At 63.5% G+C, this 19,525-nt stretch carries 25 protein-coding genes and 1 other RNA gene; 14 read left to right on the top strand and 12 right to left on the bottom strand.

Annotated elements, in window-relative coordinates:
• The first annotated feature begins 93 nt into the window (after positions 1 to 93).
• From WBF69_RS12095 to WBF69_RS12110, 4 genes are read left to right on the top strand one after another with little or no spacing between them, the layout of a single operon-like run.
• Positions 94 to 1,629: an ABC transporter ATP-binding protein gene (locus WBF69_RS12095; RefSeq protein WP_424264398.1), complete on the top strand. Its 1,536-nt coding sequence runs from the start codon at positions 94 to 96 to the stop codon at positions 1,627 to 1,629.
• Positions 1,622 to 2,686, top strand: coding sequence for an ABC transporter permease (locus WBF69_RS12100; RefSeq protein ID WP_424264399.1), 1,065 nt, complete (start codon positions 1,622 to 1,624; stop codon positions 2,684 to 2,686). The genes WBF69_RS12095 and WBF69_RS12100 overlap by 8 nt, the downstream gene beginning before the upstream one ends.
• A gap of 2 nt (positions 2,687 to 2,688) precedes the next feature.
• The gene (locus tag WBF69_RS12105; protein WP_424264400.1) at positions 2,689 to 3,606 is read left to right on the top strand and encodes an ABC transporter permease; all 918 of its coding nucleotides are present in this window, start codon (positions 2,689 to 2,691) and stop codon (positions 3,604 to 3,606) included.
• Positions 3,607 to 3,654: 48 nt separating this feature from the next.
• Entirely contained in the window at positions 3,655 to 4,743 is a 1,089-nt protein-coding gene (locus WBF69_RS12110; RefSeq protein ID WP_424264401.1) for a BMP family ABC transporter substrate-binding protein, read from the top strand.
• A gap of 44 nt (positions 4,744 to 4,787) precedes the next feature.
• Here WBF69_RS12110 and WBF69_RS12115 read toward each other — a convergent pair whose 3' ends face one another.
• Entirely contained in the window at positions 4,788 to 5,237 is a 450-nt protein-coding gene (locus tag WBF69_RS12115; RefSeq protein WP_424264402.1) for a PaaI family thioesterase, read from the bottom strand.
• A 101-nt stretch (positions 5,238 to 5,338) separates the two neighbouring features.
• On the opposite strand from WBF69_RS12115, the gene WBF69_RS12120 reads away from it, so the two are divergent.
• Positions 5,339 to 5,848 (top strand): copper chaperone PCu(A)C, encoded by a 510-nt coding sequence (locus tag WBF69_RS12120; RefSeq protein WP_424264403.1) that lies wholly within the window; start codon positions 5,339 to 5,341, stop codon positions 5,846 to 5,848.
• A 77-nt stretch (positions 5,849 to 5,925) separates the two neighbouring features.
• On the opposite strand, the gene WBF69_RS12125 is transcribed toward WBF69_RS12120, so the two are convergent.
• From WBF69_RS12125 to WBF69_RS12165, 9 genes are all read right to left on the bottom strand, one after another.
• Complete coding sequence (locus tag WBF69_RS12125; protein WP_424264404.1) at positions 5,926 to 6,759, bottom strand: alpha/beta fold hydrolase; 834 nt, start codon at positions 6,757 to 6,759, stop codon at positions 5,926 to 5,928.
• The gene (gene ybgF, locus WBF69_RS12130; RefSeq protein WP_424264405.1) at positions 6,756 to 7,442 is read right to left on the bottom strand and encodes a tol-pal system protein YbgF; all 687 of its coding nucleotides are present in this window, start codon (positions 7,440 to 7,442) and stop codon (positions 6,756 to 6,758) included. The genes WBF69_RS12125 and ybgF overlap by 4 nt, the downstream gene beginning before the upstream one ends.
• Positions 7,443 to 7,531: 89 nt before the next feature.
• Positions 7,532 to 8,026 (bottom strand): peptidoglycan-associated lipoprotein Pal, encoded by a 495-nt coding sequence (gene pal / locus WBF69_RS12135; protein WP_424264406.1) that lies wholly within the window; start codon positions 8,024 to 8,026, stop codon positions 7,532 to 7,534.
• A 37-nt stretch (positions 8,027 to 8,063) separates the two neighbouring features.
• On the bottom strand, positions 8,064 to 9,371 hold the full coding sequence (gene tolB, locus WBF69_RS12140; protein ID WP_424264407.1) for a Tol-Pal system beta propeller repeat protein TolB: 1,308 nt from the start codon (positions 9,369 to 9,371) through the stop codon (positions 8,064 to 8,066).
• Positions 9,372 to 9,384: 13 nt separating this feature from the next.
• A complete protein-coding gene (tolA, locus tag WBF69_RS12145; RefSeq protein ID WP_424264408.1) occupies positions 9,385 to 10,542 on the bottom strand; it encodes a cell envelope integrity protein TolA in 1,158 nt (385 codons plus the stop codon).
• A gap of 27 nt (positions 10,543 to 10,569) precedes the next feature.
• Positions 10,570 to 11,004: an ExbD/TolR family protein gene (locus tag WBF69_RS12150; protein WP_424264409.1), complete on the bottom strand. Its 435-nt coding sequence runs from the start codon at positions 11,002 to 11,004 to the stop codon at positions 10,570 to 10,572.
• A 1-nt stretch (position 11,005) separates the two neighbouring features.
• Positions 11,006 to 11,680: a protein TolQ gene (gene tolQ / locus WBF69_RS12155; protein WP_424264410.1), complete on the bottom strand. Its 675-nt coding sequence runs from the start codon at positions 11,678 to 11,680 to the stop codon at positions 11,006 to 11,008.
• Positions 11,681 to 11,682: 2 nt separating this feature from the next.
• Entirely contained in the window at positions 11,683 to 12,108 is a 426-nt protein-coding gene (gene ybgC / locus WBF69_RS12160; RefSeq protein WP_424264411.1) for a tol-pal system-associated acyl-CoA thioesterase, read from the bottom strand.
• A gap of 61 nt (positions 12,109 to 12,169) precedes the next feature.
• On the bottom strand, positions 12,170 to 13,900 hold the full coding sequence (locus WBF69_RS12165) for a proline--tRNA ligase (protein WP_424264412.1): 1,731 nt from the start codon (positions 13,898 to 13,900) through the stop codon (positions 12,170 to 12,172).
• Between the two features lie 67 nt (positions 13,901 to 13,967).
• Here WBF69_RS12165 and WBF69_RS12170 point away from each other — a divergent pair, with 67 nt between their 5' ends.
• The 5 genes from WBF69_RS12170 to WBF69_RS12190 all read left to right on the top strand — a co-directional run bounded on the left by WBF69_RS12170 (position 13,968) and on the right by WBF69_RS12190 (position 16,342).
• A complete protein-coding gene (locus tag WBF69_RS12170; protein WP_424264413.1) occupies positions 13,968 to 14,546 on the top strand; it encodes an RNA pyrophosphohydrolase in 579 nt (192 codons plus the stop codon).
• Between the two features lie 9 nt (positions 14,547 to 14,555).
• On the top strand, positions 14,556 to 14,957 hold the full coding sequence (locus WBF69_RS12175; RefSeq protein ID WP_424264414.1) for a hypothetical protein: 402 nt from the start codon (positions 14,556 to 14,558) through the stop codon (positions 14,955 to 14,957).
• A gap of 3 nt (positions 14,958 to 14,960) precedes the next feature.
• A complete protein-coding gene (locus WBF69_RS12180; protein ID WP_424264415.1) occupies positions 14,961 to 15,260 on the top strand; it encodes a cell division protein ZapA in 300 nt (99 codons plus the stop codon).
• Between the two features lie 35 nt (positions 15,261 to 15,295).
• Positions 15,296 to 15,476: non-coding RNA, 6S RNA (ssrS, locus tag WBF69_RS12185), on the top strand.
• 107 nt (positions 15,477 to 15,583) lie between these two features.
• Positions 15,584 to 16,342 carry an SIMPL domain-containing protein gene (locus tag WBF69_RS12190; protein WP_424264416.1) on the top strand — a complete coding sequence of 253 codons (759 nt, stop codon included), beginning with the start codon at positions 15,584 to 15,586 and terminating at the stop codon, positions 16,340 to 16,342.
• Here the strand turns inward: WBF69_RS12190 and lgt are convergent.
• Positions 16,281 to 17,075 carry a prolipoprotein diacylglyceryl transferase gene (gene lgt / locus WBF69_RS12195; RefSeq protein WP_424264417.1) on the bottom strand — a complete coding sequence of 265 codons (795 nt, stop codon included), beginning with the start codon at positions 17,073 to 17,075 and terminating at the stop codon, positions 16,281 to 16,283. The two genes, WBF69_RS12190 and lgt, sit on opposite strands and share 62 nt — an antisense overlap.
• A gap of 70 nt (positions 17,076 to 17,145) precedes the next feature.
• On the opposite strand from lgt, the gene WBF69_RS12200 reads away from it, so the two are divergent.
• Together WBF69_RS12200 and msrA are read left to right on the top strand one after the other, a co-directional pair.
• A complete protein-coding gene (locus WBF69_RS12200; RefSeq protein ID WP_424264418.1) occupies positions 17,146 to 17,517 on the top strand; it encodes a c-type cytochrome in 372 nt (123 codons plus the stop codon).
• A gap of 62 nt (positions 17,518 to 17,579) precedes the next feature.
• Positions 17,580 to 18,107, top strand: coding sequence for a peptide-methionine (S)-S-oxide reductase MsrA (gene msrA, locus WBF69_RS12205; protein WP_424264419.1), 528 nt, complete (start codon positions 17,580 to 17,582; stop codon positions 18,105 to 18,107).
• Here msrA and WBF69_RS12210 read toward each other — a convergent pair.
• Entirely contained in the window at positions 18,080 to 18,562 is a 483-nt protein-coding gene (locus WBF69_RS12210; protein WP_424264420.1) for a Fur family transcriptional regulator, read from the bottom strand. The genes msrA and WBF69_RS12210 overlap by 28 nt on opposite strands.
• Before the next feature lie 46 nt (positions 18,563 to 18,608).
• On the opposite strand from WBF69_RS12210, the gene WBF69_RS12215 reads away from it, so the two are divergent.
• Positions 18,609 to 18,752: a hypothetical protein gene (locus WBF69_RS12215; RefSeq protein WP_424264421.1), complete on the top strand. Its 144-nt coding sequence runs from the start codon at positions 18,609 to 18,611 to the stop codon at positions 18,750 to 18,752.
• A complete protein-coding gene (locus WBF69_RS12220) occupies positions 18,743 to 19,525 on the top strand; it encodes a metal ABC transporter ATP-binding protein (protein WP_424264422.1) in 783 nt (260 codons plus the stop codon). Before WBF69_RS12215 ends, WBF69_RS12220 begins: the two co-directional genes overlap by 10 nt.

The following is a 19,525-nucleotide window of genomic DNA, read 5'->3' on the forward strand; positions in this document are numbered from 1 at the left end:
CTAGGGGTTTGTCCCCTTTAGGCCGCTTCCTGCTTCCTGAGTAGAATTTTTCGAATCCGGCTGTTTCACGAACGATTCGAACAGGACGCCTGCATGCCGCCGCGACTGGCCTTACGCTCCATCACTAAAACTTATCCCGCCGTCCGCGCCAACGACGCGGTGGATTTGACGGTCGAGCCTGGCGAAATCCATGCTGTGCTGGGTGAAAACGGGGCGGGAAAATCCACTCTGATGAAAATCATCTACGGGGTGGTCCGGCCCGATGCCGGCACGGTCGAATGGGACGGGCAGCCCGTCCAGATCGCCCACCCGGCGGCGGCCAGAGCGCTGGGGCTGGGCATGGTGTTCCAGCATTTTTCCCTGTTCGATACCCTGACGGTGGCGGAAAACATCGCGCTGGGTTTGCCGTCCGATACCGACCTGCGGGAACTGGCCGGCCGTATCGCCCGGACCGCGGAACAATACGGCCTGGATGTCCAGCCCAACCGGCATGTGCACACCTTGTCCGTGGGTGAACGCCAGCGCGTCGAGATCGTGCGCGCCCTGCTGGGCAAGCCGCGTTTGCTGATTCTGGACGAACCTACTTCAGTGCTGACCCCGCAGGCGGTGCTGCGGCTCTTTGATGTATTGCGCCGGCTGGCAGCCGAAGGCTGCAGCATTCTGTACATCAGCCACAAGCTCGATGAGATCCGCAACCTGTGCCATCGCTGCACCGTCATGCGGGCAGGGCGGGTGACGGGGGTCTGCGACCCCCGTCAGGAAACCGCAGCCAGTCTGTCGCGTTTGATGATTGGCGCCGATCTGCCGGTGCAGCAGCGTCAGGCGCGCCCCGCCGGACCGGTGCTGCTGCAGGCCCGAGGCCTGGACCTGCCGGCTGCCCACCCCTTTGCCACGCCTTTGTCCCGGATCGGCTTCGATCTGCATGCCGGGGAAATCCTGGGGGTGGCAGGGGTGTCCGGCAATGGGCAGCAGGAGCTTCTGGGGGTGTTGTCGGGTGAAGACCTGAGGGTTGCGCCGGACTCGATCCTACTGGACGGGGCGCCCATCGGCCAGCAGTCGGCAGCCTGGCGGCGCGCGCGCGGCCTGGCGTTCGTGCCCGAAGAACGTCTGGGGCGCGGCGCGGTGCCGGAATTATCTCTGGCCCGCAATCTGCTGTTGTCGCATCAGGGGGAACAGACCGTGCGGCATGGCTGGATCCTGTCGGGTGCCGTGCAGCGCATCACCGTCGGCATCATCGACCGTTTCCAGGTCAAGGCGGCTGGGCCGCAGGCGCTGGCCAGCAGCCTGTCGGGCGGCAATCTGCAGAAATTCATCGTGGGCCGCGAGGTCGTGCGTCAGCCCCGGTTGTTGATCATCGCTCAGCCGACCTGGGGGGTGGACGTGGGCGCGGCGGCGCAGATTCGCAGCGAGCTGTTGGCCTTGCGCGACGCGGGCTGCGCCATCTTGCTGATTTCCGAGGAGCTCGACGAATTGCTGGAACTGTCCGATCGGCTGATCGTCATGGCCAAAGGCCGTATTTCCCCGCCCATTGCCCGTGAGCAGGCTGACCGCGAACAGATCGGCCAATGGATGAGCGGCCTGTGGCCAGGGGCCTCTGATGTCGTCCCCGAGGAGACCGTTCATGCTTGAACTCGTCCCCCGCGCCCAACCCTCGCGCCGCATGGCGTGGCTGTCGCCTTTGCTGGCTCTGGCGCTGACCGCCCTGTGCGGGGTGTTCATGTTCCTGGCGGTCGGCAAATCCCCCCTGCAGGGGCTGGCGATCTTTTTCATCGAACCCATCAGCAGCCTGCGAGGCTGGGCGGAAGTCGGGGTCAAGGTCGCGCCGCTGCTCTTGTGCGCGGTGGGGCTGGCGCTGTGCTTTCGATCCAATATCTTCAATATCGGCGCCGAAGGGCAATTGGTGGTTGGCGCCATCACTGCCGGCGCCTTCATCCTGCAGTTCGACGATGGGACGGGCGGGGGCGGCGGCCCGCTGATGATCACGCTGGCGCTGGTCGCCGGGGCGCTGGGTGGTGCGTGCTGGGCGGCTCTGGTGGCCTGGTTGCGGGACCGCTATAACGCCAATGAAATTCTGGTGTCTCTGATGCTGGTCTATGTCGCGCAGTTGCTGCTCAGCTATCTGGTGCATGGCGTGATGCGCGACCCCGATGGGTTCGGCTTTCCCCAGTCGCGCCTGTTCGACGATAGTTTTCTGCTGCCGGTCCTGGCAGGCACGCGCCTGCATTTGGGATTCGTGCTGGCGCTGATGGCCGCCTTGTTCGCCTGGCTGCTGCTGTCCCGTTTGTTTGCCGGCTATCGCTTGACGGTGGGCGGCCTGGCGCCCTTGGCCGCTCGTTATGCCGGGTTTTCTTCGCGGCGGGCGCTGTGGGGTTGCATGCTGGGTTCAGGTGCGCTGGCCGGTGTCGCGGGCGCCTGTGAAATCATGGGGCCCATCGGCCAGGTGACGCCGTCCGTATCCCCCGGCTACGGCTTTGCGGCCATCATCGTGGCCTTTGTCGGGCGCTTGCACCCGATCGGGGTGGTGTTCGCCAGCTTCATCATGGCGCTGTTTTACATCGGCGGCGAATTGTCCCAGACGCGCTTGGGCATGCCGAATGCCATCACCGGGATATTCCAGGGCATTCTGCTGTTTTCCCTATTGGCTTGCGATACCCTGATCCATCAACGATTGCGCTGGAGACGCTGACCATGGACGCCTTGGCTCCCCTTATTGCGGCCTCCATGAACGCCGGCACTCCCTTGATGCTGGCGGCGCTGGGGCTATTGATCAACGAAAAATCAGGCGTCATCAACCTGGGTTCCGAAGGCATGATGCTGGTCGCCGCGGCGTTGGGCTTTGCCATTGCGGTGCAGACCGGCAGCACGTCCCTGGGGTTTGTCGGCGGGGCGCTGGCCGGCGCCTTGATGGCGGGGTTATTTGCCTGGCTGGTGGTCTGGATGGGGGCGAATCAGATTGCCTGTGGCCTGGCCTTGTCCTTGTTTGGCGTCGGTCTGTCCGCCTCGATCGGTCTGCCCTATGTCGGGGCGACGATCCAGGCCTCGACCTGGTCCATCCCGCTGCTGGGAGACATCCCGTTCGTCGGAACGGCCCTGTTTCAGCACCACCCGATGGTCTACGGGGCGCTGGCCCTGTCGGTGCTGCTTGGATTTTTTCTGTACCGGACGCGTACCGGCCTGGTCTTGCGGGCAGTGGGCGAATCGCCTGAATCCGCGCACGCCCTGGGGTATCCGGTGCGCCGTATCCGTCTGGCAGCGCTGCTGTTTGGCGGGGCCTGCTGCGGTCTGGCGGGCGCTTTCATGTCCCTGGTCTATACGCCGATGTGGGTGGAAGACATGGTGGCGGGCCGGGGCTGGATCGCCCTGGCCTTGACGCCGTTCGCCACCTGGCGGCCCTTGCGCGTACTGGTCGGGGCGTATCTGTTTGGCGGCATCACCATCCTGACCTTTCACCTGCAGGCCCTGGGCGTGCCGATCGCTTCGCAGCTCTTGTCCATGCTGCCGTATCTGGCCACGATCCTGGTGCTGGTCCTGATTTCACGCAACGTAGACTGGATACGCATCAATATGCCTGCGTCCTTGGGGCGCAGGTTCAACCCCAACAGCTGATGCTGCCTCAGACCCCTGGAACTTTGACTCTTACGGAGATCATCCATCATGAAAACCCGTCTTATTCGCCACACCTTGGGGGCCGTGACGGCCGCCGCCTGCCTGTGGGCCGCCGCCGGCCCCGCCATGGCTCAAGAGCCCCTGAAAATCGGTTTCGTCTATGTCAGCCCCATCGGTGAGGCCGGCTGGACCTGGCAGCAGGATCTGGGCCGCAAATACATGGAGCAGCAACTGGGTGACAAGATCAAGACCCAGTACGTCGAAGACGTGCCCGAAGGCGCTGATGCCGAACGCGTCATCCGCGACCTGGCTCAGCAGGGCAACAAACTGATCTTCACCACGTCCTTTGGCTTCATGAACCCGACCATCAAGGTCGCCAAGCAATTCCCCGACGTGAAGTTCGTGCACTCCACCGGCTACAAGACCGCGCCGAACGTCGCCACGACCAATGCGCGCTTCTACCAGGCGCGTTATGTGGCGGGTGTGCTGGCCGGACACAAGACGGAAACCGGGGTCGTCGGCTATGTCGGCGCCTATCCGATTCCCGAAGTCCTGCAGGGCATCAATGCGTTCACCCTGGGTCTGCGCAGTGTGAAACCCGATGCCACGGTGCGCGTCATCATGGTCAACAGCTGGTTTGATCCGGGCAAGGAACGTGATGCGGCGCTGGCGCTGCTGGATCAGGGGGCGGATATCGTCACGCACCACACCGACTCCACCGCCACCGTGCAGGCCGCCGAAGAACGCGGCAAATGGGCGATCGCTTACCATTCCGACATGCTGAAGTTCGGTCCCAAGGCGCAGCTGGCCGCCGTCACCCACCATTGGGGGCCATACTTCACCCGTGAAGCCAAGGCCATGCTGGACGGCACCTGGAAGTCGGATCAGGTCTGGGGCGGATTCAAGGAAGACATGGTTGCGGTCGAAGGCTTCGGTCCCGCCGTGGATGACGCGCTGAAGGCCGACGTCAAGGCCAAGGAAGCCGCCATTGCCGATGGCTCCTTGAACGTCTTTGCCGCTCCGATCAAGAGCAACGAAGGCAAGGTCGTGCTGGCCGAAGGCGCGCTGGACGACGCCGGCCTGAACGCCATGGACTACTACGTCGAAGGCGTCGTGGGCAAACTCACGAAAAACTAGGCCCCCACGCCACGCGGCCCTGGGGCGGCCTGGCGGCGGAAGGATTAAGGTTTCTTGCGGGGAACCGACCAGGTGCTGATGACCTGGGCGACGGGTTCCCCGCCCGCTTCGGGCAGCAGCAGGACTTCACCGGCCGTCATACGACCGGTTTTCAGTATCCGCGCGTTGGCAATGATGCCGCCGACGGGGGCGCCGCGTAGAAAATTGATGGTCAGGCTGGCGGTGACGGCTTCCGGCACCCCGGTCGCGCTGACCACGGCGGCATACAGCGCCAGGTCCGCCAGGCCCATCAGCATCGGGCCGGCCACGATGCCCCCCAGGCGCTGGTTGGCCGGGTTCGGGGGCAGGCGTAATGTGGCTTGCCCGTATGAGATGTCCTGCACTTCGATGCCTAGCGCCGCTGCGAATGGATGCAGGCGCGTCAGCAGGTCCCTGAAGCCATCGGGTGTGATGTGCGCAGCGGGCGCATCCGCTAAATCAGCATGATTGGACATGGCTCAAAAGGTCGTGGAAAAGCCCATAGTACACTGGCTGGACCAGTGATCGCGCAGGGCCATGGGGGTCCGCTTGTGCTGGCTTGAAAGGTGGTAAGACGATGAATCATATCGGAAAGATCGTAGGTGGCCTGTCGGCGGGTTTGTTGCTGGCGACGTCGGCCTGGGCGGCTGATCATGGGGCGGCGCCCGCTGCCGACGCGCCGCTGTCGACAACAGTGAAGGCATCGGCTTGCTGGATACGCCAATTGCCCGCCCCGGCGCCTTCGGGCGGCTTCCTGGTGTTTCAGAATACGGGCGATCAGGTGAAACTGACGGGCGCCCATTCGCCGGATTATGGGCATGTCATGCTGCATCAGACCACAGAAGAAAACGGCATGAGCAAGATGTCCATGGTGCATCAGGTCGCACTGCCGGCGGCGGGGCAGCTGGAATTCAAGCCGGGCAGCTATCACATGATGCTGGAGCAGGCCCGCGATGGCCTGAAGGTCGGCGATCACGTGCAGGTGGACTTTGCGCTGGATAATGGGCAGCGCGTGACGGCGCAGTGCGAGCTCAAACCGGCCAATACCTTGCCGGGCAAGGCTGGCGGCCATCAGATGAAGCACTGATTTCCGCTGCGCCAGTTCGGTCAGATTGTCAGGCAAAGGCCTGCGCTTGGGCGCAGGCCTGTCCGAGTCCGCCAGGGTCAGCGCGCTACCGTGGTACGGACAGAGTCCATGAAATCCAGAACAGCCCGGTTGAATGCCCTGGGATTGGCCAGGTTCATGCCGTGGGCCGCCAGGGCGATCCGTATCCGGCGAGCCTGGGGGTGCAACTGCTGCAGTCGGTCTTGACGCGTGCCGTATTTGGCGGGGCTGTTGGCCCCGCCCACCAGCAGCAGCGGGCAGCCCAGGGCGGCGGCGTCGCGCAGCATGACCGGCGTGTTGGCCTCCAGGATCTGCGAGAGCAGCGTGGGAGCATTGTCGCGGGCCATGTCCTTGAACCAGCCCACCATTTTGCGCCAGGTATTGGCGCCGTTGACCGTGTCGATGAATCCTTCCAGGGCGGCATCGATATCGCCGGCCTGGATTTGCTGGACGGCCTGCGTATAAAACGGCGGGGTTTCTGTCTCGTCGTCGAAGCGGAAGCCGGGATCGGCCAAGGTCAGCGACCGGCAAAGTTCAGGCGCCTGGGTGGCGAATGCCAGGGCGACCTGGGCGCCGCGCGAATGGCCGATGACGTGCAGGCCTTGAATATCCAGCGCCCGGGCCATCTGCACCAGGTCGCGAGCATGTGCGTCGATCCGATAGCCATCCTGCGGATGCGGGCTGTTGGCCGGCCAACAGCCCCGCAGGCTGGGCGCCAGCACACGGGCATGTTCCGCCAGCGCCGGCATCTGCCAGCGCCAGTACCGGTAGTCGCATAGCGAACCGTGGATCAGCAGGACAGTGTCGCTACCATCCCCCGCCTGAAGATAATGCAGCGTGCCGTCCGGCAGAGGCAGCAGGTGATGCGGGTAGTCGGGGGTGGATGACGTCACAGCAGTTTCAAGCGGCTTTTAGCGGTTTCCGCTGCGGAGCTTTGGGGATAGTCCTTGGTGATGCGCTGCAGGCTGGCTTTGGCGCTTTTCAGATCATTCAGTTCGATCTGGTTGGCGGCCACGACCAGTAGCGCGTCCGGGGCGCGAGCATCATCAGGGTGGGCTTTCACCAGCGCCTGCATGGTCTGGATGGAGGACTTGAAGTCCTTGGAGGCATACTGGCTGCTGCCCAGGTAGAACTGCGCATCAGTGATCTGAGGGCTGTCCGGGTAGGCCTGGACGAAGGTGGCGAAGCTGCTGGCGGCTTCCTTGTAGCGACCGTTGCGATATTGGTCGGCGGCGGCCTGGTAGGCGGCTTGCTGCTGCGGATCGCCGGTTTGCGCGGCCTGCGGCGCATTGCTGGGCTGCTGCCCGGCGGCCGCAGTATTGCGACCGGCCTGATTCAGTTCTTCCACGCGCCCGCGCAACGTGGCGATTTCCTGGTGCAGCATGTCCATCTGATCCGCCAGTTGCAGCCTGGCTTGCTGGTTCTGGTCCTTCATCTGCTGGATCTGTGTGCGCAGTTCCAGGATGGCGCGGCGGGCTTCGTCATCGGAAAATGCATGGGCCGCAGGCGCGGCCAGCATCAGAGCGAGCAGCGCGGCGGCTGACAGGGAATTCAGACGATGAGTCGGTGCATGCATGGATTGGTTCCTTCCGTCCAGAGTGTCTGCGGCGCAAATGAAAACGCCGTAGCGTCAGCCGCTACGGCGCTGTGATGGCCAGACGACGATCAGTGCTGATAGTTGATGTCGGCGCGGCGGTTTTCAGCGAAATCGGCTTCGGTGTTGCCCTGGGCCTTGGGACGCTCTTTACCGTAGCTGATGGCTTCGATCTGGTTGGCGTTCACACCCAGCAGCTTCATCATGCGTGCCACGGCATCCGAACGGCGCTGGCCCAGAGCCAGATTATATTCGGTGCTGCCGCGTGCGTCGGTATTGCCTTCGACACGGACTTTCTGGGCCTGATGGCTGGTCAGGTAGTTGGCGTGCATTTCGACGACGCTGCGATACTGTTCAGGAACCGTATAGCTGTCGAAGTCGAAATAGACCGAGCGTTGCTGCGCGAGCGGGCTTTGAGGATTGAAGGGATCCATGATTTGCCCAGCGGACGCCGAATCCGAGCCGGCGCCATTCGCGCCGTTTTGGTCCAACGGCACGGAGCTGCAAGCGGCCAAGGAGGCGGCCAAGGCGGCTATAGTCAGAGTCCTGGTGATGCGCGAGCTCATTTAATGTCCTTTAAGAAGAAAGAGTCACACGAAAAAATCAGTTCGTGAAAGGGCCCCAGGCCGGCTCGCGGACCTTGCCATTGAGCACCGACAGCGTTTGACGGACTCGCCCGTCGACTGAAGTCACCGCCAGCACACTGCGCCCGTTCTGGATGGAACTGTAGAGCACTTGCATGCCATTCGGGGCGTAGCTGGGGGACTGATCGTCGGGACCGTCCGTCAGGAGCTGTTCGGAGCCCGAACTCAAGGCCAAGCTTGCAATTCTGAAAGCACCGTTTCTACGAGTAACGTACACCAGTTGTTGTCCATCCGGCGATACCCTAGGTGAAATATTGTAACCGCCCGAGAAGGTCAGTCGTTGAGCATCGCCACCGGCGACCGGGACTTTGTAGATTTGCGGGCTGCCGCCACGGTCGCTGGTAAAGACCAGGGACTGACCGTCGGGGGTGTAGTAGGGCTCGGTATCGATCAGAGGAGAGCGCATCACACGGCGCAGATTCGATCCATCCGCGTTGATGGTGTATATCTGCGAAATGCCGTCCATAGACAGCACAATCGCCATATGACTGCCGTCCGGGGACCAGGCCGGGGCGCTGTTATTGCCCTTGTAGTTGGACACCGGCTGGCGCTGGGCGTTCGCCAGCGTCTGCACGTAGATCACGGACTTGCCCGATTCGAAGCTGACGTAAGCCAGTTTGCTGCCATCTGGCGACCAGGTCGGCGAGATGATCGACTGTTTCGAGCGCAACATGACCTGCGGATTTTGTCCGTCGGCGTCAGCAATTTGTAACTCATAGCCGTTGCTGGTTTGCAACACATAAGCGATCCGGGTGGAGAAAACGCCGCGCACACCGGTGATCTTTTCGTAGATGCGATCGGCAATCCGGTGGGAAATCCGGCGCATTTCGGCTTCGCCGCCGCTGAACACGGCGGAATCCAGTTCGGATTTGCGCACATTGTCCACCAGCCGGTAGCTGACAGTGTACTGGCCGCCATTTTGCGCCACGGTGCCGTAGGCCAGGTAGTCGGCGCCGCGAGACTGCCAGGTGCCGTAATCAATGGGGCTTTGCGCCGTCAGGTTGGCGCCGACGGCATTGATCAGGCGGAACTGTCCGGAACGGGTCAGGTCGGCGCGAATGACCTCGGGGACCGACGTGCTGCTGGCCTCGCCCGAGAAATCGGCGATGGCGATCGGGTACTGGGTCGCGCCGACGCCGGAAATATCGACGCGCAGCTGAGCCTGTGCGCTGGTGGCCGCTACGACGGCCAGCGCCAGACCCAGGCCTGCTGTCGTCGTGCGCCGCCACAGGCGCCCGATGAAGCTGGAGGCTGTAAATACGGTCATGGTAACGATCTCCTTAGTCGTACATGCGGTAATCCACGTCAATATACGATGGATACCGGCCGCTTGGCGGTTTGGGGAAGGGGGAGCAGGCCAGGATGCCCTTGCGGACGGCCGCGTCAAAGCGCGGGTCGCCCGATGTGCTCGTCAGATTGACGTCCTGCACAGCCCCGTTTGACGACAAGCGTGTGCGGAAGCTGGCCGTCGGGTTGCCCGAACCGCTGCGCGGCGGGACGTTATAGATGACACCGGGCTGCACACAGGCCCGGACCTGGGCGGCGTAGCCGTCGTTGCCGCCACCGCCGCGTTGATTGCGGTCGGCGTTGCCGCTGGGAATGCCGGCAGCCTCGGAGACGTCGCCCCGCATGGCGGCTTTCAGGGCCTCGCGCTTGGCGGCGGCTTCTTTGGCAGCTTTTTCCTTGGCGGCTTTATCCGCGGCGGCTTTATCCGCCGCGGCCTTGGCTGCCTTGTCTTTGGCGGCTTGTTCAGCGGCAGCTTTTTCAGCCGCCGCCTTTTCCTGGGCGGCCTTTTCTTTGGCCGCCTTGTCTTTTGCTGCTTTGTCTGCAGCGGCCTTTTCCGCTGCTGCCTGTTCGGCGGCAGCCTTGTCGGCGGCTTCCTGGGCGGCTTTTTCCTTGGCTGCCTTGTCGGCGGCTTCCTTGGCTGCCTTTTCTTTGGCTGCTTTGGCGGCGGCTTCTTGCTCGGCTTTGGCCTTGGCGGCTTGCTCTTGGGCCAGCCGTTCGGCTTCTTCGCGGGCCTTGCGTTCCTTGGCGAGCGCAATTTCCGCATCGGCCTGAGCTTTGGCAGCTGCCTCGGCGCGTGCTTGGGCCTCGGCCAGTTGCGCCTGTTGAGCAGCCGCCTGGCGAACCGCTTCGGCCTGGGCTTCGGCTGCTTTTTGGGCGTTGTCGTCTGGTGTCGGGGGTTCCGGCGTCGGGGGTTCTTCGACCGGGGGCGGGGTTTGTTCTTCTTGTTCTTGCGGGGGGGCGGCTTCCGCCACGGTGCCTTTGGCCCACAGTTCAACCTGGACCGGACCGGGATTGTCCGGCGCAGAGGAGAAACCCACCACCATCAACAGCACCAGCAGGCCATGGGCCGCCAGGGACAGGATCAGGCCGCGGCGATCATCGCGCCCATCGGGCTGCCCCTCGGGGTCGGTCGAACGATCAAACCAGGCCATGAGACGGAAATCCTGCGTGGGAAAGACTCATTGCCGGCCACCCGGAGCGTTCTGATTGACGAGAAGGCCAAGTTTGGAGATGCCGCCGTTACGTAGCTGGTCCATGACCTTCATGACGGATTCGTAAGGCACCTTGCCATCCGCTGAAATCACCACCGGGGTGTCGGGCGTCGCAGCGGCACGGACTTCGGCCAGCAGGTTGGCGCTGTCCACCGGACGGAACGAAGCGCCGCCTTCGCGCAGGCGCATCGACAGCGCTCCCTGGGCGTCGATCTGGACTTCGAGGGGTTGCACGGGGACCTCGGAGGCGGTGCCGACGGACGGCAATTCGATCTGGCCCGGCGTGATCATGGGCGCCGTCACCATGAAGATGACCAGCAGCACCAGCATGACGTCGATATAGGGCACGACGTTGATGTCGTTTTGCATGCGCCGCGCGCGGCGGCTGCTGAGCGAGGTCATTTCAATGCACCTGACGTTGAAGAATGTTCAGGAATTCTTCCATGAAGCTTTCGAAACGGATCGACAGGCGGTCGATCTGATTGGTGTAGCGGTTATAGGCCAGGACGGCGGGGATAGCGGCGAACAGGCCGATGGCGGTAGCGATCAAGGCCTCGGCAATCCCCGGTGCGACGGCGGCCAGAGTGGCCTGCTGCATCGTGGATAGCCCCATGAACGCGTGCATGATCCCCCAGACGGTGCCCAGCAGACCGATATAGGGACTGACCGAACCCGTCGAGGCCAGGAAGTTCAGATGGGATTCCAGACTGTCCATTTCACGCTGGAAGGCGGCTTTCATGGCGCGGCGGGGTGCATCCAGCAGGCTGTCGCCTCGGCTGGTGGAGCGGCGGGCCTTGACGAATTCGGTCATGCCGGCGTCGAAGATGCGGGCCAGCGCCCCATGTTCGTTGCGCCGGCTGGCAATGGCCTGTTGCAGGACGGTCAGGTCGCCACCCGCCCAGAAATCGTCCTCGAAACGGCGCGTCTGTTCGTCGGCGCGTCTGAGCGCAGCGCGCTTGCTGAAGATATAGGCCCAGGACAGGACCGAGGCGCCCAGCAGGATCAGCATGACGATCTGCACGGGTAGGCTGGCGTGGCCGATCAGGGATAGCAGCGACAAATCGCTAGAGGCTTGCATGGTTAATGAAGGGCCCTGTTGAAAAGATCCCGCAGGAAGGGGGACAGACGGATGGGTTTGAAGGTCGCGGCATGCACTGTGCAGATTTGGACCGTGGCGGAGACGAGGAGTTCACCGCCACGCAGTGCTTGCTGCTGAAACACCACGATCGACGCGCGTAGATCAGAGACGGCGGTGCGGATTTCTATGCAGTCGTCCAGACGGGCAGGTTGCCGATAGGCAATGTCCGCATGTCTGACCACAAACATCATCTGTTCCCGAGCTGCAAGTTCGCGTTGATCGACTCCGAGCGCCCGCAGCCATTCGGTGCGGCCACGCTCGAAAAATTTCAGGTAGTTCGCGTAATACACGACCCCACCGGTATCGGTGTCCTCGTAATATACGCGAATGGACAGGCTGTCGGAAGCGTTGGGGGGTGTCGGGCTCATTTTTTCGTTAAGCCGTGTGACAGAGGCCGGCGCTGGCCGGCCCCGTCGTGCCGGAATGGGTTTACAGGGCCGCCAGCGCATCCAGGATGTAGGCGACGGCATCCGTTGGCGCCACCCGGTTCGCCTGAGATTCCCGGCGTGATTGGATTTCGACCACGCCTTCGTTCAGACCGCGGTCGCCCAGGGTGACCCTCAGCGGCACGCCGATCAGTTCCCAGTCGGCGAACATGATGCCGGGGCGGGCATCGCGGTCGTCCAGAATCACGTCGACCCCTTGGGCGAGCAGGTCCTGGTACAGGGATTCCGCGGCGTTGCGCACGGTTTCACTTTTGCCGATGCCAATGGGGCACAGCACGACTTCGAATGGCGCCAGGGCGCGCGGCCAGATCATGCCGCGATCATCGTGATTCTGCTCGATGGCGGCGGCTGCGATCCGGCTGATGCCGATGCCGTAACAACCCATCTGCAGCACGGCGGGTTTGCCGTCGGCGGCCAGAAAGGTGGCGTTCAGGGCTTTGGAATATTTGTCGCCCAGGAAGAACACATGGCCGACCTCGATACCGCGCTGAATGGCCAGGGCGCCGCCCTGGGGGTCGGGGTCGCCCGCCACGACGTTGCGCAGGTCCGTCACCAGAGCGGGTTCGGGCAGATCCCGGCCCCAGTTCACCCCGGTCAGGTGATATCCGGCCTCGTTGGCGCCGCAGACGAAATCGCCCATGTGCGCGACGGTGCGGTCGGCGATGACGGTCACGGCGGCATCCAGACCGACCGGGCCCAGATAACCCGGCGCGCAATGGAAGACGGCCTGGATCTCGGTTTCTGTGGCCAGGCGATAGCCGTCCTGGAAGCCGGGCAGCTTGCCGACCTTGATCTCGTTGGTTTCGTGGTCGCCACGGATCAGCAGCAGCCACAGGCGCGCGGGGCCATCGGCTGGGTCGGTGGCCAGCACCACGGATTTCACCGTGCGCGACAGGGGCAGACCCAGTTGGTCGGCGACGATCTCGCATTTCGGGGCATCCGGCGTGGCTTGTTTCAGCAGCGCCTCGGTTGCCGGTTCGCGGGCGGGCAGCAGGCACGGGGCGTCGGCCAGTTCGATGTTGGCGGCGTAGTCGGAATCCGGGTTGTAGACGATCAGGTCTTCGCCCGTGTCCGCAATCACCTGGAATTCGTGGCTGCGCGAACCGCCGATGGACCCCGTGTCCGCCGCGACGGCGCGGAAGGTCAGGCCCAGACGGGTGAAGATGCGCTGGTAGGCGGCGTACATAATGTCGTAGCTGGCCAGGGCGCCGGCTTCGTCGCGATCGAAGGAATAGGCGTCCTTCATGGTGAATTCGCGCCCGCGCATCAGCCCGAAACGGGGGCGGCGCTCGTCGCGGAATTTCGTCTGGATGTGATAGAAGTTCAGCGGCAGTTGGCGCCAGCTATGGATTTCGTTGCGGGCGATGTCGGTGATGACTTCTTCCGACGTGGGCTGCAGCACGAAATCGCGCTGATGGCGATCTTTGATGCGCAGCAGTTCCGCGCCGTACTGTTCCCAGCGCCCGGATTCCTGCCAGAGCTCGGCCGGCTGCACGACCGGCATCAGCAGTTCGATGGCGTTGGCGCGGTTCATTTCCTCGCGGACGATGGCTTCGATCTTGCGCAGCACCTTCAGCCCCAGGGGCATGTAGGTATAGACGCCGCCGGCGATCTTGCGAATCATGCCGGCCCGCGTCATCAGCTGATGACTGACGACTTCGGCCTCGGCGGGCGCTTCTTTCATGGTGTTCAGGTGGTACTTGCTGGCGTGCATGGTGGGGATCCCGCTGGGTACGTATAATCAATGGTAATTGTATTGAATTCACAACTGAGGTGGCCCCATGTTGGATCGCGAAGGCTACCGCCCCAATGTCGGCATCATTCTCGTGAACCAGAAAAACGAGGTTTTCTGGGGTAAACGCATCCGCGAACACGCGTGGCAATTCCCGCAGGGCGGCATCAAGCACGGCGAAACTCCCGTGCAGGCGATGTACCGAGAGCTTCACGAGGAAACCGGCCTGCAGGCCGAGCATGTCCGTATCCTGGGGCGTACGCGAGACTGGTTGCGCTATACCGTGCCCGATCATTACGTGCGCCGCGAATTGCGCGGGCACTACAAAGGTCAGAAGCAAATCTGGTTTCTGCTGCGCATGGTCGGGCGGGACAGCGATGTTTCCTTGCGGGCGACCGATACGCCTGAATTCGACGCCTGGCGCTGGAATGCCTACTGGGTGCCGCTGGATGCTGTGATCGAATTCAAGCGCGAGGTCTACACGCTGGCGCTCAACGAGCTGTCCGGCCTGCTGTTCCGGCGCGGGCGGGAAAACCGGTATTTGCGTCAGCGCGGCCACCGGGGTACCGTACAGACCGGTCAGCCTCCGGTCTTGCCGGACGGCCATTCCTCCCAGTCCTCTTCCTAGGGTAACCGTATGCTCGAAGATCTCGACGCCTTATCCCGACGTATCCAGACGGTCGTACAGTTCGCTCAGGGCCTGCAAGCCGAACGCCGCGCGCTGCAGGCCAGGATCCAGCAGCTGGAAAAGGAATGTCAGGCGCTGCAGTCTCAACAGGCGCACGAACACGATGAATTCGCCCGCATGTCCGAACGCGTGGCGCGCCACGACCAGGAACTGCAGGCCGTGCGGGATGAAACCGCGCAGGCGCATGGCGCGCTGGAATCCCAAGTGCGGGATTATCAGGCGCGTTCCGACACCCTGCAGCAGCGGCTGGACACGACACTGACGGACTATGATCGTCTGCGCGTCGTGGCCGGTGACGCGCAGCAGCAAATTGAACTCATCCTAGAACGCTTGCCCGGCGCGGAGGCCTGATCCATGGAACGTGTCGATGTATCCATTCTGGGGCGCGACTATTCGCTGGCGTGCCCTCCCCATGAAAAAGACGCCCTGCTGGCGGCTGTGCGCCAGGTCGATCAGCGCATGCTGGCCATCAAAGGGTCCGGCAAGATCGCCAGCAACGAACGCATCGCCGTCATGGCAGCGATCCAGATCGCCAACGAACTGCTGACACTGCGCGCGCCGGACGGTCCTCTCAGTCATATCGCCCTGGGTGATTTCCGAGGTAAAATAGACAACATGAACCGCATGCTCGATTCCCTCGAGGATGCCGGCTAAAGAAAATTCCGGGCGCTCCAGGCGACCGGTTGATTAAGTCCCTGCCGTGTTCGAGACATGGCCATACATTCCTTGAACCAATGCTAATTGGCATCGGTTGCCGGATTGACAGATAGGCGCGCTACCTTTAATTGGATAGCCCGAAGGCTGACTGAAGGCGACCACCGTGAACCTCAGGTTCCGGGATGCCGGCCAGACGGCACAGGCGGGGCATTTACAAATAGTCCGCCGTGGTAACACGGCGGGCTTTTGTTTGTCCGCGCTTCGCGGGTATTCTGCAGGCTATCGACCGGTTTTGCCGGCGCTTTCTGCAGGGATACTTCATGACGTCTTCTTCCTTTTCCTCCCGCCTCTTGCTGACCGGCCTGGCATTTGGCGCCGCGCTGGCGCTGGCGCCGCTGGCCCATGCCGATACCCACGATGCCGCCGCCGATGCGCGCGGGGATCGCCCCCAGGCTACGCTGTCGGCGCAGGCCAGCGCAGACGTGCAGCAGGATACGGTTCAGGTCACGCTGGCAGCCGAAGTATCGGGGGCGTCGCAGGCCGCGGTGTCGGATCAGTTGAATACGCAGCTGGATGCCGTGATGAAACAGGCCAAGGGTCACGCCGGCATCGACGTGCGCAGTGGCGGCTACCGCATCTGGCCCATGAGCGACCGGGACGGTCGCGTGTCGGAATGGCGGGGGCAGGCGGAAATCCTGCTGAAATCCAGCGATTTCAAGGCGGCGTCACAGTTGGCTGCCAGCCTGTCGGATCGCATGCCGATTGCCGGCATGGTTTTTTCCGTGTCGCGTGAACGCCAGGCCGCCGAAGAACAGAAGCTGATGCAGCAGGCGGTCAAGGCCTTTCAGGATCGCGCCCAGGCGCTGACGCAGGCGCTGGGCTTCCACGCCTATCGTCTGCATTCCGTTGATCTGGGCGGATCGGGCGAGACGCCGATCGCCTCGATGCCGCGCATGATGATGAGCGCGATGGCGGCAGACAAGGTCGCTGCCCCCATCGAAGGCGGCAGCCAGACCATCAGTGTGTCGGTTCAGGGGACGATTGTCTTGTTGCCCGCAGGTACAGCCAAAGCCCAATGAGCACCATGGGGATGGACAGGATCTGTCCCATGGACAGCCCGCCCGCCAGCAAGCCCAGGAAATCATCCGGTTCGCGGGTGAATTCCACCAGAAACCGGAAAATGCCGTAGCCCATCAGGAACACGGCGCTGACCTGTCCCAGGGGCCGGGGCTTGCGGGCGAACCACCACACCAGAATAAAAAGCGCGAACCCTTCCAGTCCCATTTCGTACAGTTGCGAGGGGTGGCGCGGGGTGCCGTCCTGTGCGCCTGGAAAGATCATGCCCCAGGGCAGATCGGTCGGGCGGCCCCACAGCTCGCCGTTGATGAAATTGCCCAAGCGCCCGGCTGCCAGGCCCAGGGGGATCAGGGGGGCGATGAAGTCGCCGATTGCCAGCAGCGGCTGGCCGCGCTTGCGGGCGAAAATCAACATGGCCAGGGTCACGCCGATCAGCCCGCCGTGAAAGGACATGCCGCCTTGCCAGACCTTGAGCAGTGCCAGCGGGTCGGCCAGGTAATCATCGAACTTGTAGAACAGCGCATAGCCCAGCCGTCCGCCCAGGACCACACCCAGCACGCCGTAGAAAATGATGTCTTCCAGGTCGCGCAGCGTCAGGTCGTTGGGGTGGTGCTGGATGCGCCAGCGGCCCAGCAGCCAGGCCAGGGCGAACCCCGCCAGATACATCAGGCCGTACCAGTGGATGGCCACCGGGCCGATTTGCAGTGCGATGGGGTCGATGTGGGGATAGGGCATGGGCAGCACCCGCAGAGAAAGACAATCAAGGATAATACCGTGATCAGTTTGATGGGGGGCTCGCCACACCATGCCATATCGTTACATCATGACCTGGATCACGCGCCCTGGCCTGTGGGCGGGCGCGCTGATCCTGGCCGCCGGTCCGGCCTGGGCGGCAGGCGATCAGCTTGCCGCTGGATTGGGGCTGGCCCAGCAGCGTCAGTGCCTGGGATGTCATCAGGTGGACGCCCGCCGGGTGGGGCCGCCGTTTCGGGCCATTGCCCAGCGTTTCCGGGATCAGCCTCAGGCGGCTCAGTATCTGGCGCAGACCATGCGCCAGGGCAGCAGCCGTCAGTGGGGGGCGATTCCCATGCCGGCCCAGACGCGCCTGTCCGAAGCCGATGCCATCCGCCTGGCGCAGTGGATCCTGTCTTTGCCGGATGAACCCGCGACGCCGTGATGCGCTTGCTTGCGCAGCGCGTATGCTGATCGGGTAGGGCGATTTCAATCGAGAGGAAAAAGATGGAACAGATCATTCTCGGCGGCGGCTGCTTCTGGTGCCTGGAACCGCTCTTTCGCGCGCTGCCTGGCGTGCTGGACGTGCAGCCGGGGTATTGCGGCGGGCATGTCGATCACCCGACGTACGAGCAGGTCTGCCGCCAGGACACCGGCCACATCGAAGTCGTGCGGGTGGATTTCGATCCGGCACGGATCAGTTGCGGCACCTTGCTGGAAGTCTTTTTCGGCACGCACGATCCGACCACGCCCGATCGCCAGGGTCACGATATCGGCCCGCAGTATGCCTCAGTCATTTTTTATCGGGATGAAGCCCAGCGCCGCACGGCGCAAGCCGTGCGGGACGAGGCTCAGGCGTTTTTCGAGGCCCCGATCTGTACGCGGATCGAGCAGGCCGGCACGTTCTGGTCCGCGGAATCCCTGCATCAGGAATATTTCGAGCGCAACCCCGATCAAGGCTACTGCCGGGCAGTCATTGCGCCGAAGATGGCGAAGTTCCGTCAGCGCTACGCGCATCTGCTGTCAGCGGACTGACAGCGGGTGCAGACGGCGCGTAGTTCGGTTTCGTGGCCGGCCAGCACAAAGCCCGCCTGGGCCACGCAGTCGGCCAGGCGCTGGCTCAGCGCCGGATCGCTCAGTTCGGCGACGTTGCCGCAGCGGGTGCAGACGATCAGCAGGTCATGCGGTTCGCCGCCCGCGTCGGTGCAGGCGCTCCAGGCGTTGATGGCGTCCAGGCGATGGATCAGGCCCTGCGCAGTCAGAAAATCCAGAGCGCGATAGACCGTGGGCGGAGCCGCTCCCGGTTGGGCGGTCCGTAAGGCATCCAGCAGTTCATAAGCCTTCAGGCTGCCGGTGTGCCGCAGCAGGGTTTCCAGTACCAGCCGCCGCAGCGGCGTCAGCCGGGATCCACGCTGCGAACATAGTCGTTCCGCCGTCAGCAGCTTCTGGGCGATGGCGGCGTCTGAATGAGAGTGTGGCTTGGTGTTCATAATAGTTATGTTATAACATAACGAATCTTGCTTGTTGACCGCCGCCATGCCGCGATTTCTGCCGTTTTCCCGCCCCGAGCGTTATCGGGGATCTTCCTTGCTGTTGTCGGCGGGGCGTCGCATGCGGCGCGTGGCCTGGGCTGTGTTGCTGCTCTGGGTGCTGACCGGATGGGCGCTGCAATGGTGGTAGATCATGGGGCAGGGGCCTCTTGCTCCGTGCATGGGGTGCGTGGCGAGGCTGGCGCTGATGTGCCGCCCGCCATCGAGCTGCAGCAGGTCTGGCTGGGCTGGCGCGATCGGATTGCCGTGCGTGATGCCTGCGGCGCTTTCGCCATCGGCACGCTGACCGCCGTGGTGGGGCCCAATGGGGCTGGAAAATCCACGCTCATCAAGGCGCTGACCGGGCGCTTAAGCCCGGCGCGCGGTCAGATCCGTATCGACCCAGCCTTGGGGCGCAGCCTGGTCTGCCTGCCGCAGTCCGCAGAATTGGACCTGGATTTTCCCATCAGCACCTTTGATCTGGTGGCCCTGGGCGCCTGGCATCGCATGGGCGCCTGGCGCGGCCTGGACGCAGCGGGCCGGGATGCCGTGGAGTCGGCCCTGAGCGCGGTCGGCCTGGCGGGCTGCGGCCATCAGGCGGTGAACACGCTGTCGGGCGGGCAGTTGCGGCGCGCCTTGTTCGCCCGCTTGATGCTGCGCGACGCCCAGGTGATTTTGCTGGACGAACCCTTTGCCGCAGTGGATCGGGCCACGACCGAAGATCTGCTGGTTCTGCTGCATCAGTGGCACCAGGAAGGCCGCACCGTCATCGCCGTTTTGCACGATCTGGACATGGTGCGCAGCCACTTCCCGGAATCCCTGCTGCTGGCCGGCCAGGTCGTCGACTGGGGTCCCAGCGAACGGGTGCTCAGCACGGCCAATCTGCATCTGGCGCGCCATCTGTGCGCCGGGGGGCCGGCATGA

The sequence above is a fragment of the Castellaniella sp. genome (genome assembly GCF_049673105.1).
In the GTDB taxonomy this organism is placed as follows: Bacteria; Pseudomonadota; Gammaproteobacteria; order Burkholderiales; family Burkholderiaceae_B; genus Castellaniella.

Excerpts from the sequence above, each read along its gene's own strand:
- WBF69_RS12095 (WP_424264398.1), top strand. The coding sequence starts at position 94 with ATGCCGCCGCGACTGGCCTTACGCTCCATCACTAAAACTTATCCCGCC.
- WBF69_RS12100 (WP_424264399.1), top strand. The coding sequence starts at position 1,622 with ATGCTTGAACTCGTCCCCCGCGCCCAACCCTCGCGCCGCATGGCGTGG.
- WBF69_RS12105 (WP_424264400.1), top strand. The coding sequence starts at position 2,689 with ATGGACGCCTTGGCTCCCCTTATTGCGGCCTCCATGAACGCCGGCACT.
- WBF69_RS12110 (WP_424264401.1), top strand. The coding sequence starts at position 3,655 with ATGAAAACCCGTCTTATTCGCCACACCTTGGGGGCCGTGACGGCCGCC.
- WBF69_RS12115 (WP_424264402.1), bottom strand. The coding sequence starts at position 5,237 with ATGTCCAATCATGCTGATTTAGCGGATGCGCCCGCTGCGCACATCACA.
- WBF69_RS12120 (WP_424264403.1), top strand. The coding sequence starts at position 5,339 with ATGAATCATATCGGAAAGATCGTAGGTGGCCTGTCGGCGGGTTTGTTG.
- ybgF (WP_424264405.1), bottom strand. The coding sequence starts at position 7,442 with ATGCATGCACCGACTCATCGTCTGAATTCCCTGTCAGCCGCCGCGCTG.
- pal (WP_424264406.1), bottom strand. The coding sequence starts at position 8,026 with ATGAGCTCGCGCATCACCAGGACTCTGACTATAGCCGCCTTGGCCGCC.
- tolB (WP_424264407.1), bottom strand. The coding sequence starts at position 9,371 with ATGACCGTATTTACAGCCTCCAGCTTCATCGGGCGCCTGTGGCGGCGC.
- tolA (WP_424264408.1), bottom strand. The coding sequence starts at position 10,542 with ATGGCCTGGTTTGATCGTTCGACCGACCCCGAGGGGCAGCCCGATGGG.
- WBF69_RS12150 (WP_424264409.1), bottom strand. The coding sequence starts at position 11,004 with ATGACCTCGCTCAGCAGCCGCCGCGCGCGGCGCATGCAAAACGACATC.
- tolQ (WP_424264410.1), bottom strand. The coding sequence starts at position 11,680 with ATGCAAGCCTCTAGCGATTTGTCGCTGCTATCCCTGATCGGCCACGCC.
- ybgC (WP_424264411.1), bottom strand. The coding sequence starts at position 12,108 with ATGAGCCCGACACCCCCCAACGCTTCCGACAGCCTGTCCATTCGCGTA.
- WBF69_RS12165 (WP_424264412.1), bottom strand. The coding sequence starts at position 13,900 with ATGCACGCCAGCAAGTACCACCTGAACACCATGAAAGAAGCGCCCGCC.
- WBF69_RS12170 (WP_424264413.1), top strand. The coding sequence starts at position 13,968 with ATGTTGGATCGCGAAGGCTACCGCCCCAATGTCGGCATCATTCTCGTG.
- WBF69_RS12175 (WP_424264414.1), top strand. The coding sequence starts at position 14,556 with ATGCTCGAAGATCTCGACGCCTTATCCCGACGTATCCAGACGGTCGTA.
- WBF69_RS12180 (WP_424264415.1), top strand. The coding sequence starts at position 14,961 with ATGGAACGTGTCGATGTATCCATTCTGGGGCGCGACTATTCGCTGGCG.
- WBF69_RS12190 (WP_424264416.1), top strand. The coding sequence starts at position 15,584 with ATGACGTCTTCTTCCTTTTCCTCCCGCCTCTTGCTGACCGGCCTGGCA.
- lgt (WP_424264417.1), bottom strand. The coding sequence starts at position 17,075 with ATGCCCTATCCCCACATCGACCCCATCGCACTGCAAATCGGCCCGGTG.
- WBF69_RS12200 (WP_424264418.1), top strand. The coding sequence starts at position 17,146 with ATGCCATATCGTTACATCATGACCTGGATCACGCGCCCTGGCCTGTGG.
- msrA (WP_424264419.1), top strand. The coding sequence starts at position 17,580 with ATGGAACAGATCATTCTCGGCGGCGGCTGCTTCTGGTGCCTGGAACCG.
- WBF69_RS12210 (WP_424264420.1), bottom strand. The coding sequence starts at position 18,562 with ATGAACACCAAGCCACACTCTCATTCAGACGCCGCCATCGCCCAGAAG.
- WBF69_RS12215 (WP_424264421.1), top strand. The coding sequence starts at position 18,609 with ATGCCGCGATTTCTGCCGTTTTCCCGCCCCGAGCGTTATCGGGGATCT.
- WBF69_RS12220 (WP_424264422.1), top strand. The coding sequence starts at position 18,743 with ATGGTGGTAGATCATGGGGCAGGGGCCTCTTGCTCCGTGCATGGGGTG.